The organism is Bacillus sp. 5mfcol3.1 (assembly GCF_900114335.1).
GTDB classification, from domain to species: Bacteria; Bacillota; Bacilli; order Bacillales; family Bacillaceae_G; genus Bacillus_A; species Bacillus_A thuringiensis_S.
In genome coordinates this window covers 1-12,133 of sequence record NZ_FOST01000028.1, presented here as the reverse complement: position 1 = coordinate 12,133, position 12,133 = coordinate 1, and the positions used below count along the sequence as shown (strand labels likewise).

Here is a 12,133-nt window from a genome sequence, read left to right as displayed (position 1 = left end):
CATTTTTACGTAAAGAAGTAGTAGTAGAAGTACAGGATAAAATGTTTGGAAAAGCTGAGATTACGAAGAAACAGACAAGAAATTATGTGTTATCACCAGAACAATATCAAGAAGTAATAAAGCAAGTGAATGCAGCGGTTACTATCAAAAAGGATTATGAGCGTTTGAAAAAGACAGATTTTGTGAAAGAGAATGAGAGTTTAAAAGTCCATGCAGAGGGCTGGATGAAAGAAAATCGAACGTTGAAACAAGAAAAAAGTAAGTTGCAAAAAGAAGTTGGTGTATTAAATAAAGAAATAAGCTCGTTAAAAGCTTATATAAAGGGTTTGCAGACGAATATAAGAGTTTTGTATATACAAACGAAAAAAGTTCTTAAAGAGCAATTTAAGGTGCTTAGAGGAATTGTTAAAAATGAATTGGATAGCAAGGGAGTAGATAATCAATTTGAACGTGAACATAAGAGAGAAATAAGCAGACATCGAGATTTTGATAGGGAACGGTAAAAAAATAAGGAAACTTTGTTTTTATCTTCAAGGTTATTGAAAACGTGATAGAATGAAAAAAAAGAGCCATGCTGGAACATGACTCTTTTTATAGGGTATTCTACTAAAATACCTAGACTTCATTTATCTGATTATAGATTATCATAATTTGTTTTATAATCAAATAGCAAAAAATAGGTGTTTTTGTTGATTCCCTCAATTTAGAGGAGGATTTAACAATGAATGAAGAATTGGGACAAGCTTTAAATCAAGCTGATAGAAATGCTAGAAAAAGAGATTTTGAGAAAGATGGAAAACAAAGAGACCAAGCTGAAGAACTAAAAAAATCTCTTTTACAACAGTTAAAAGAATTAACTGGAGAAGATCATTATGTTGGAACTAATAAAGATCCATTTGCTGGAGAGCCATTTAATCAAGTAATGCACAGAAATTTAGACTTGTTGAATAGTATTGGTTATTTAACTCAAGCAGAGGAAAGTTTTTTATTTAGAATTCAAGCTTATTTGGAATTTAGAAGTAATGTTATTATTTGTAGAGATGATAAGTTTAAAAGGAAACGAAAGAGCGCTGAGGAAGATTTTGAGTTACCAAAAGCAGCAACTGTTTCTGAAATTGCTGAAATGATAGGGAAATCAAGAGAAAAAACTTCTTTGGTTATGAATTCATTAAAGAAAAAAGAAATTTTACTTAATCCGGAAGGTGCTGGACAAATTATTGAAAATGGTCGGACTGTAAGTCCTAGAACATGGGTAGTAAATCCTTACATAATGATTTGTGCACCTCGAAAAAATGAAGTAAAACTCGATAAATTAACGATGAGATTGTTTCAATATTCTTTGAAAAATCTTAAAGATCAAAATGGTAAAAAAGTAAAATTACCAGCTAGATTTTTTTAGACTGTATCAATTTGATATAGTCTTTTTTATATGTATTTTAAAGTGTTTTATCCATTTATTTACTAATTTATATTTTTTTAGGTGTGACGAAAACGTCACAAAAAGGCTTAAAAGTGTGACGAAAACGTCACACCCTAAAAAGTGTATTTAACCCAGTCATATCAAGGGATTCACACGTTTTTTGTAGATGTTCTCTATTATCACTATTATTAAAGGCTAAAAGTTCCGCAAGGAACAGGTAGTATTTTTGAGCAAATAACGCTCAAAAATCTCCACCTTCAGAAAAAGAAAAGTCGGTTCGTTAATCCTCACCTAAAGGCTATCGCCTTTTCTTTTTTTTTCTGTCCTTGCGGAACTTTTTTCGGCTGGTTTTTAGCTTTCGCCAAGCCGAACAGACCAAAAACGGGGTTAAGTTGCTCGACTTGGATCAACGATTGTACCAGCCGAATCGCCAGTTCTTCCGTTCAAGGTATTCTTCTTTTTCTATATGGAATTAACGCTATGTGGGGTTTCGCCCCCACACGACGAGCCAGCACTTACACCCAAAAACAGGGGGAAACCTAAAAAAATAAAAAAGACCAACCAAGTTATTATGTCGCAAAATTACTGGTAAATGGGCCTACATATCCTTTGACAGGTGTAGAAATCACCTCCTGTTATTTGCATGCAACGCGCAAAATAACTAGGTCCAGTTGAATATGACATGATTGCAGGAGAATTTGAGGACATTTCTACCGGTCCTAATGGTCCTGGATCGTGTATTATCGGAATGTCTGGTATAGTTGGGCAAGGTTTTATGGTACATTGTTGTTTATAATAGCAAAACGGTCTATTTCCAAAATAAACACAGTGAAGTACTGGAGAACAGTTTATACATTGCATAGTTTTTTCTCTCCCTTTAATTCATATATTAATCTAAGCGTAAATTAAGGTTTTATAAGGTATTTTAAGAGTTTTACATAGTCATTCAAATTATAGATTATGAGTAATTTATCTAATATGATTGGGTAGTTTTAAGTTTTAACTTGTCTAGGGGGAAACCCAAAGGGGAGACCGATGTCTTCTTTTCCTCTATAAAAAAAGTCCTCCAGATTGTTTAGCTGGGGGACTTTTTTGTTCACATAATTATTGTTATCAGAAGTAAAATTCAACTCGAAAATAGCTAATTTTATCAGTTGTTGAATGTCTGAAAAAAATCAAACTAATGATATTGTCGAGATTCTTTGGTTGCTTCTTGCTGTGATGACTATCATAGTGACTTTTTCTCCAGCAACCAATATTAGTGGCTAATTACCATAAGGATTTATTTTTGAAATTTGCTATTTTTTAGAAAGTATGTTAATTTAAGAAAGACCTATTTTTGTTCGGTTTGAGATTAAGAATAAATTTTGTTTTTCGTCTAAGGTATTTGAGCAAGGGTAGTAACATATGTGTGGGTATCCACACTAGGAGGCAACAATTATGGAACAAGGTAAAGTAAAATGGTTTAATGCAGACAAAGGTTTTGGATTCATTGAACGTCAAGGTGGAGAAGACGTATTCGTACATTTCTCAGCTATCCAAATCGACGGTTACAAATCTTTAGACGAAGGACAAAGTGTAACGTTTGAAGTAGAACAAGGACAACGTGGCCTACAAGCTACTAATGTTCAAAAAGCTTAATATTAGCTGATGAAAGACCCTTTTGTAGGGTCTTTTTTTGATTTTGTTATGATATTCTGAATACAACTTTTTAAGGGGATTTGGGGTGCTTAACTCTTAATGAAAAAGAAGATGTTAGGGGTATCGCCAGCATTTTGGAAAAAACCATGCTAAGCCAAAAATAAAATAAGCCGTCCATATTGGATGGCTTATTTACATAATTCCCGTTAAGGGAAGTTAAAAGTATTAGTTTGAAACAAAGATGTACTGTTTCAATTCCTTTTTATTTCGCTCTTTATGTGATATATTTATCACATAAAGAGCGAAATAAATCACAAAGGGGATCTTATATGAAAAACAAATTAGCTTACTTAGGGTTTATTGGTTTTTTAGGTTTTTTGGCACCTTTCTCATTTTTAAGTGAAAATTCGTTTTCGCCTCACTACTATTTCCTATTCTTTTTCTTTTTTTTATACGCAAAAGTTATACCAGATGAGCTTTTTATACTGCATGTTCGTATGGCCGCTACAAGGGCATTTTTTGTAACACTAGTATTTGGTAGTATGCTACTCTTAAGTGTTTCTATTTTTGAAAATGTACATGTAATTCGTTTATTTTTTGGACTTTCAATTTTAATACCGTTAGGAACTTTTCTAATTAATTTAGAAATATTTGAACATAGAGAAAAGAAAGGGATGCAGGATGACGCTGATTACTCGGATGAAAGAATATAGGGTAAAGTTAAATATGTCCCAAGGAGATTTAGCTAATAAAGTTGGAGTTAGAAGAGAAACAATTGGTAATCTCGAAAATGGAAAATATAACCCTTCATTAAAATTGGCTTACGATATTGCAAAAGTTTTAAAAGCACCTATTGAAGTGTTATTTTGGTTTGAAGATTAGTTTAATTCTAGTACAAGCGAATACAAGAGAAAAAATGATGAATGTTCTATTCACTCTCGGTTAACATAACGTCCTATTATCGGTAGCGAATCTTTTCATAGAATCCTTGTATTTACGGGGATTCTTCTTTTTTTGTCTGTTTATTTGACATGCATGATTTTATACATCGTTGATATAGCGAGGATTCTAGGGATCCTCGCTATTCTTTTTTTGCATAAAATCTTGTATATAGAAAAAAGATTTTGATGTTATTATCGAGAAGTAATACATATCGGTGTTAAAATCGGAATGTATTTCGAAATTAAATCGTTTTTAAAATCGGTTTTCATATCGGTTGCAAGTACATTCCGATTTTGATCGAAATGTTGATTTAATCGTGTTTTTTAAGTAAAAAACGTATTCCGTTTTTGGGGGAGGAATGAAAATTGGAACTAAAATCGGAAATGTATACACCGAAAATTGTTGCGGATCATGTAGGGATCACACCCGATTTGCTAAAGGTATGGTCAAACGAATTTAATATACAAACGGAGCGAAGTCAGGGAGGGCATCGCAGATACTCGAAGGAAAATATAGAAGAATTAAAAGCGATAAAAGAAAAAATACAAGCGCAAAAATGGTCTTACGATCAAGTTCGGGCATGGCGAAACGGAGAACTTGATTCGTTTGTTTCAAAAGAAGAAAAATCAGAATTAGAAAAGAAATTGAATGAAGTATTAGAAAATCAGCAGTTACAAAATCAATTTAATCAAGCACTCGTTCAAAAATTGCAAGAAATTACGAATGAATTGGTTACGACAAAAGAGCATTTAGCAAATACGGAGAAAAAGTTAACTGAAGTAGAAGGTAAAAATAGTGAATTAGAAGTTTTTATAGAGAAGAAGTTAGAGAAGCGAGATCAGTTATTGCTTGAAAACATTAGAGATATGCAGAAACAAAAACGGAAAGGTTTTTTCGGTTTGTTTAAAAATTAACTGTGGTTGCTATTCTTATAGGGTTCTAATGTCGGAAAAAGAAGAATAGAAATATAGCATACATAGAATAAGGGAATGCAGTATAGATCAGCATACAAGCATTCCCTTGCTATAATTATGTAATTCCCCTTTTTCGAGGGAATTGACAAAGAAACTCTATTCCGAATATTTAAAATGCAGATTATAACTAATTGACATAAATAGCGATCTTAGTTTAATATTTAGATAAACATCTAAATATTAAACTAAGATCGCTATTTATTGAAAGGAGCGAAGAAATTGAATCAGGCTTTTAAAGCATTATCGGATCCAACGAGAAGAAGAATTCTAGATTTATTAAAAGATTCTGATTTAACAGCTGGAGAAATTGCAGAACACTTTGATATGACAAAACCTAGTGTTTCACATCATTTAAACATTTTAAAAAATACACAATTAGTGCAAGATGAAAAAAAAGGAAAATTTATTGTTTATTCTCTTAATACTACAGTATTTCAAGATTTAATTACGTGGTTTTTTACTTTTATTGAAAAAGAACAACTTAAATAAGAAAGGTGAGTCTTATGAAGAAACATATTTTCCCTTTACTATTAATAATTTTGACTATTTTAATATGGATTATTACGTTTAATCATCTACCTTCTGAATTAATAACGCATTGGAGTATTAGTGATGATAGTATTACATATTCTGATAAATTTACAACAATGTCCTTTTTTATTGGTTTTATGATTGGTTTATATGTATTATCAATATTAGTACCAAAAATTGATCCTAAAAAAGCAAATTATGAAAAATTTTCTACAGGATATTATGCTATTTTTAATATGATGTTAGTAGTTTTGGTAATTATTAATGTAATAACTATATTGACTGGACTAGGGTATAACTTACCAATTATTACGTTGGGATATGTAATATTGGGTGGTATATTTATTATTTTAGGGAATTATTTACAACAAGTGAGACCAAACTTTTTTATAGGAATCCGCACACCTTGGACATTAAGTAGTGAAAAAGTGTGGAAAGATACTCATAGATTTAGTTCTAAATTGTTTGTAATTGCGGGTATAATAATCATTTTTGCAATGTTTATACCTACAAGTTGGACAAAACTTGTTATTTTTACAGCTGTTATTTTATGTATCGTATTATCTATCTTCTCTTCATATTGTTTTTTTAGAAAAGCTATGAAATAAAAGAACTGAACTGTATTTTGAATCGTGGACACTTAAAAAAGTTCATGATTCAGAATACAGTTTATAGGAAGTATAGAAAAAGTGATGTAATGGTATTTCTTAGGGTTATAAACTTAAAGAACGATATAGGCATGACATTAGAAAATGCAATAAAGCAAATAAGTATCATGATATCAAGAAGTTGAAGTGTTTGAAGTTGAGCACTATGCAATTGATAAAGGGATTTCAAAAGCTTATAGCGATGAATTCTAGCGAAGGCATGGTGAAGGGACCAAGACTGTGATGAAATGCTTATGCAAACAATAAGAGAAGTCCAGGAAGTTAGGAAGATGATTGCATTAAGTAAACAAACAAAGGAAAGATTGCTATAAATACTTGAATAGTATTATACATTTTTAATGTTATAAAATTAATACCTATGAAATGTTCATATATGGACAAAAACAAACTAAAAATAACAATAATTAAATAGCTTCTTATAAATAAAAATTTAAAATATTTTTGAGCCATTATCCAATTTTCTTTATTTTTCATTGAACGTTTAGTGCGATAACCAATAATTTTATTAGGATTACTATCATTACCTAAAATTTCCATGGAAACAAAAACAATGATAAATGTTACTAAAGAAATAATTAATAAGAGCATTAGTAACCTCCATTATAAATTTAGTTTATGATAATAATTAGGGGTGTATAATAAATTGTTCTTATTTTAAAATCCTCCTAAATAAACTAATTTTATAAAATAAAATTTACACCCCTTATTATTATAAAATATACATTTTTAATGAGTTAAATTTTATATCAAAAATTAAACCATAGATACAGAAGATTCTCTGAGAAGAACTTTAGCTTTGTACTTTTCCATGATTTCAGAAAAAATTGATTCGTAATTTTCAAAGATTACTTTTTGAACTTCTGGTGTGTGATACATGTATGCACAAGCTTGACACATGTGTACAAATCTAGGATATTTTATTCCACAATCCCATTCTTGTACTTTTTTTAATATTCCTTCAGCACCATCTACATAGATCCAAATTTTAAGAAAATCATTAAATTGACTCTTATAAAGATTTAATAAATTGTTTTCATCCATAATTCCCATATGCATTTCTGGTATATGTTCCATAGTTAATCCACAACAACTAACTATAGATTTATCTGGAGTAATAACTATTGCATCGAATATACTATCACATCCTGATAAATTATTAGTAAACTCCATTATATCAGGATATTCAAAAACTCTATCTTCATGGAAAGACATCCATACCGTATTCATGATTGTAATATACTTTTCAAAATCACTATTTGCAATATATTGAACATATTTTGGATGTGTTAATATATCTTTTTTACTAAATCTAGAATTAGCTGTAGTTTCTACAGCAATTGCAACTGTAATATTTAATTGAACAGCTGCAATTGCTGCATTTAAAATATTATCAATAGAAACATATACTTGATGATCATCACCTGTTGATAAATTAAGTTCTTTCAATCCCTTTTTTTGAAGTCTAATTAATTTATTTTTTGCTATTTCTATAGAATTTGCCCAAAAACCATTTGTTACACACCGAGAATTTAACCCTTTTGATTTTCCATATGCAATACCATTCTCTAAATCTTTACCAAGTAAAAAACATTCTCCTCCAGACCATACAATATATTTAACGGTTTCAATTACACTAGCTTGATCAATAAAACTTTTTATATCATTAAATGATATTCTTTTTGTCAATTTTGGACTACATTCAAAACAGCATTCTTGACAAGAAGCTGTACATTTATAAGTAGATACTATTGCTAAACTTGTAGGATTAAACATTCAATTCACCATTCAATTTTTTTAATTGAGTAGCTGCTTTTATTCTTCTATTAATTTCTAAAGCTACACCTTCACAAAAATCTTTTCCTCCTGCAATATTTGCCGCACTGATTATTTTTTTTAGTAATTTTTGTTCTTTAGTTTTTGCAATTTTAGCAACAATATCAATAACAAGCACAGCCCCAACAGCAACTGCTCCAGCAACCCATAATACATAATAAGCACTAGTTACAACTTTTGCACTCTTTGGTTCAGGTGCTGATTCATTATTTGGAGTTTCTACTCGATAAACACCTGAATCATAACCCAAATACTCTAATGAATAATTCAAAAACTCACTATATTTATTAAACGATACCATTTCTCTAACATTTTCAGAATTGGCAATATTAATAAGTACCATATCTTCATTTGGACTAACAATTTTATCAATAATTTTTTGAGTATCAACTTTCATACCAAGCGAAAAATTGCTCAATCTTTCACAATCATTGACAGTTAAACTCCCTGGCATCCCAAATGTTCTTTTTTCTGGATTTCTAAACATAATATCACTCCTATTCTTACTTTTTTTAGTAAATAATTTTATGTAATTCATATAAAATTATTTATTTCATTATATCCCTATTTTTCAAACATTGCAAAACATTAACGTTTTTTAAAAATATGTTAAATAAGTTGAGAAAAGAGGATAAAAATTATTAATAAATCATATAGAAAGAAGATTATGTTATATCTATGAAATTGAATTTTTATTCGTTTGATTTTTTTGATTGAGTCCTTTTTTTTTGTTTTTCATTGCTTTTAGCTTTTAATAATAGTGATAATAGAAGCACTTTTAAAAAGATATATAAAGCGTTGATATGATTGGTTTTATTAAGGTTTTTGGTGTTAGGAAATTTTAACACTTATTTTTTTCATGATTTTATAAAAAAGACTTCTATGCTATGTATAAGATGACAAGCAAAGAAAAAATGAGACCTTTGATATTACAAAGGATCTCGCTTTTTTTTTGCTACCTATAATGGGATGTTATGTTAATTTTAAATGAATATCATATACATCCGAAAATTATAACAAACTGATTTTTCGAAATGGTACAATAAATAAACAGATTAGATAAAAAGGTGAGGCTATATGACAAATAAGAAAAAAATTATACCAAAGTTAAATGGATTTACGATTAATTTTGCTACACGCACAGGAAAAGTGCTATGGGGAATTATTGTGCTTATTGTAATTATAAGCTGGTTTTACTATTCCTAATTAATCAAAAACTAGTGATAATCTGAACGGAGGGGGGTGTAATAATTTTTCAAGAACGAGAATTATGTAAGAAGGAGCTGTCCATATGGACGGCTTATTGTATTTTTTGCTACTTAGCATGGTTTTTTTATTACTGTTTTGGTTTTTATAACGGTTTTTTTTAGTGGGCTATGCGCAATCTAAATTATAAAGGCGGGGTGGTATAAAATGTAAATTTTCTTCGGTGGTTACAATTGCGAAATATAATTCAATAAATTCACAAAAATCAGATCGTATATTTTATATAAAACGTGATATTATGTCAAAAAGTATATTGTAGGAGGAATAATTTAATGCATACATTAAAAAAAATTTTTTTCTATAAAAAGCGATTGTTGTTTTTGATAGTTATACTGATAGCTTTTACAACGATTAGCAGTCTACCTTTACCATACTTTTCCAAATATATTATTGATGATGTTTTATTAAAAGGAAATACATCTTTGTTATATAAAATATTATTATTGACACTTTTAATTGTTATTATTCAGTTATCCATAGGGATAATAATTAGTTATTTAACATCTTCATATTCACAAAATATAGTCAAAAGCATTAGATTACATCTTCATACAAAGGTTTTGAGATCAGAGTCAAAAGAGTTGTTATCCTTGGATCCCAATCATTTAAAAACTGTTATATTCAATGACTCAGATATAGTAGGGAATAGTGTTCAAGAAATATTTTTGAGTGTGATATCTAATTCATTGCTACTTATTTTATATTTTTTTGTTTTATTAAAAATTAATTTTCAACTTGCATTAATTTCTGTATTAACTTTACCAATATTCTTTATAACATTTTACTTATTCAGAAAAAAAATCCAATCATTAAGTATGTCTGTTCAAACAAATAAGGATGTAATGTTTTCTACTCTAAATGAAAATATTAGTGGGAAGAAATTTTTACAATCTATAGAAAGTTTAAATAACCGAACATTTATTTTTCAAAAACATCTAGAAAACCTAAAAAAAAATACCGTTAAACTTGTAAGTATTAATAGCTTTTTTAGTATCTCACTTTCTTTAATATCTCTAATTGGCCCTTTTGGTATATTATTGTATGGAGTTGTACTAGTGAAAAATAATACATTAACTATTGGGGAACTTATGGCTTTCTACAGTTATGCTGCTTTGATTTATCCCCCTTTAATGGGACTTATGGGAGTTTATCCTAAACTACAAGTGTTATATGCACCTGTTTTTCGTATAAAAAACATTTTAGAGACTGAAGATTCGAATGAAAATGGTGTACTTGCTATTGAAAAAGATTGTGCTGAAAATTCTATTATTACCATTAAAAATGTTACTTATTTCACACCAAATGATAGATTAATATTTAAAGGAATTAACTTATCAATTTTAAAAGGTGACAGAGTGCTATTAAAAGGTGACAATGGTAGTGGAAAAACTACTTTATTTGAAATGATTATTGGATTGAAAAAATCATATGATGGTAACATTGAAATATTAGGTCAAAATATTAATGATTTACCTATTCAAGAAATTTTTAAAGTAGTAGCTTATGTTCCTCAAGAGAATTTTTTCTTTAAAGGTTCTATATTATACAATTTAACTTTAGGAGTATCTAATGTTGAATTGAACCAGGTAAATGAAATGATAAAAGCATTTAAATTAGATGGTTTTATAAATAGTTTAGATAATGAAATTAATACAGAAATAGACAAAGTTGTTACAAATTTAAGCAGTGGTCAAATCCAAAAAATAAAATTGATTCGTTCTTTACTATACAATCCCAAAATTTTATTGATAGATGAAGCATTTTCAAACTTAGATAATGAATCTTTAATCTCAATAACAAATTATATAAATGAGAAATTCCCTAATATGACTGTGATATTTGTTAACCATAATCATTCGAATATATTAGAACAATTCAAAAATAAAATTTATAATATATCTAACTACTCATTATACTGAATAAATCTATCTTTAATTAAGTATAGCAGAAGCAAATTTTAAAGGCAGTTGTATTGTGTCTGTCAACGGTAAGCGGACAGAATGAAGCGAAAAGCGAAATGAAGGAGCATTAAGGAGTTGATAGACTCACTATGCAACCCTTTTGTGGTTGTCAAAAGGTACCCTTTTGACCCTGCCAACCGGCGAGGGAGCCCCCTCAAAATTGAGGGGGTTGGGGGTGTTTTATAAAGGGGGCAAGGGGGAAAGTTCCCCTTGTAGGTTTGGACAAAGTCCAAGGTCCTTTGCCATGTTTTACATGGCTCGGCAAAGCCGAAAAGCGTCGCAGACCCCTATCGATTTTGATGCGGATGCGTCAAAATACCTATAGGGTTACGTTAATTGACATCATTTCGTCGCTTTGCTAGACTGATGGTATCAATTAATCTAGGGGAAGTGGTGGCACTTTATGTTAGGTTCTATCTCTTTTAATCAATCTTACCAAAGTTCATTGAGCCATAATAACAGGGAAAATATTCATGGGAATCCTGGCATCGATCCATCCAGGTTAGATGAGAATATTTATTTTGTTCAAAAGGACATCCGAAGTGTATATAAAGATGTCTTTCAAGAAGCAGTGGATAAATATAACGAGAAACAAAAACGGAATGACCGTAAAATTGATGATTATTATGACAAAATACATAAAGATGATAAGACACATGAGCAACGAGAATTAGTCGTGGCAATTGGGGAAGGTAAAGACGACTCGAAATATAGGGAAGCCAAAAAGGAAGCGTTAAAACAGTATGCAGAGGTGTTTCAAGAGAGAAATCCAAACCTAGCGGTTTATAACATGGTTTTACACGATGATGAAGCGAATCCGCATTTACATATTAACTATGTACCGAATTTCGAAAGTAGTCGAGGATTAACGAGGCGTGTCGGAATGGATAGAGCTTT

The 12,133-nt window shown here is 29.8% G+C and carries 12 protein-coding genes and 1 pseudogene; 10 read left to right on the top strand and 3 right to left on the bottom strand.

Annotated elements, in window-relative coordinates; translation table 11 throughout:
- From BM089_RS29720 to BM089_RS29680, 8 genes and pseudogenes are all read left to right on the top strand, one after another.
- Window positions 1-503, top strand: a pseudogene (locus BM089_RS29720) (mobilization protein); the annotation flags it as partial.
- 218 nt (window positions 504-721) lie between these two features.
- On the top strand, window positions 722-1,399 hold the full coding sequence (locus BM089_RS29715) for a hypothetical protein (protein WP_006097171.1): 678 nt from the start codon (window positions 722-724) through the stop codon (window positions 1,397-1,399).
- 1,461 nt (window positions 1,400-2,860) lie between these two features.
- Window positions 2,861-3,061 (top strand): cold-shock protein, encoded by a 201-nt coding sequence (locus tag BM089_RS29705; protein ID WP_000434820.1) that lies wholly within the window; start codon window positions 2,861-2,863, stop codon window positions 3,059-3,061.
- 329 nt (window positions 3,062-3,390) lie between these two features.
- On the top strand, window positions 3,391-3,774 hold the full coding sequence (locus tag BM089_RS29700; RefSeq protein ID WP_026565845.1) for a DUF3796 domain-containing protein: 384 nt from the start codon (window positions 3,391-3,393) through the stop codon (window positions 3,772-3,774).
- Complete coding sequence (locus tag BM089_RS29695) at window positions 3,743-3,943, top strand: helix-turn-helix transcriptional regulator (RefSeq protein ID WP_000172689.1); 201 nt, start codon at window positions 3,743-3,745, stop codon at window positions 3,941-3,943. The genes BM089_RS29700 and BM089_RS29695 overlap by 32 nt, the downstream gene beginning before the upstream one ends.
- 425 nt (window positions 3,944-4,368) lie before the next feature.
- Window positions 4,369-4,917, top strand: coding sequence for a MerR family transcriptional regulator (locus BM089_RS29690; protein WP_026565844.1), 549 nt, complete (start codon window positions 4,369-4,371; stop codon window positions 4,915-4,917).
- 279 nt (window positions 4,918-5,196) lie between these two features.
- Complete coding sequence (locus BM089_RS29685) at window positions 5,197-5,466, top strand: autorepressor SdpR family transcription factor (protein WP_026565843.1); 270 nt, start codon at window positions 5,197-5,199, stop codon at window positions 5,464-5,466.
- A gap of 14 nt (window positions 5,467-5,480) precedes the next feature.
- The gene (locus BM089_RS29680; RefSeq protein ID WP_026565842.1) at window positions 5,481-6,116 is read left to right on the top strand and encodes an SdpI family protein; all 636 of its coding nucleotides are present in this window, start codon (window positions 5,481-5,483) and stop codon (window positions 6,114-6,116) included.
- A gap of 321 nt (window positions 6,117-6,437) precedes the next feature.
- Here the strand turns inward: BM089_RS29680 and BM089_RS29665 are convergent, their stop codons facing one another.
- The 3 genes from BM089_RS29665 to BM089_RS29655 all read right to left on the bottom strand — a co-directional run bounded on the left by BM089_RS29665 (window position 6,438) and on the right by BM089_RS29655 (window position 8,496).
- Window positions 6,438-6,764 (bottom strand): SdpI family protein, encoded by a 327-nt coding sequence (locus tag BM089_RS29665; RefSeq protein ID WP_026565841.1) that lies wholly within the window; start codon window positions 6,762-6,764, stop codon window positions 6,438-6,440.
- Between the two features lie 165 nt (window positions 6,765-6,929).
- Entirely contained in the window at window positions 6,930-7,949 is a 1,020-nt protein-coding gene (locus BM089_RS29660) for a radical SAM protein (protein ID WP_026565840.1), read from the bottom strand.
- Window positions 7,942-8,496: a hypothetical protein gene (locus BM089_RS29655; protein WP_026565839.1), complete on the bottom strand. Its 555-nt coding sequence runs from the start codon at window positions 8,494-8,496 to the stop codon at window positions 7,942-7,944. Before BM089_RS29655 ends, BM089_RS29660 begins: the two co-directional genes overlap by 8 nt.
- Before the next feature lie 1,051 nt (window positions 8,497-9,547).
- On the opposite strand from BM089_RS29655, the gene BM089_RS29650 reads away from it, so the two are divergent.
- Both BM089_RS29650 and BM089_RS29640 read left to right on the top strand, forming a co-directional pair.
- Window positions 9,548-11,194: an ABC transporter ATP-binding protein gene (locus BM089_RS29650; protein ID WP_026565838.1), complete on the top strand. Its 1,647-nt coding sequence runs from the start codon at window positions 9,548-9,550 to the stop codon at window positions 11,192-11,194.
- Window positions 11,195-11,639: 445 nt separating this feature from the next.
- On the top strand, window positions 11,640-12,133 hold a 494-nt coding region (locus tag BM089_RS29640), incomplete at its 3' end, for a plasmid recombination protein (RefSeq protein ID WP_175495715.1).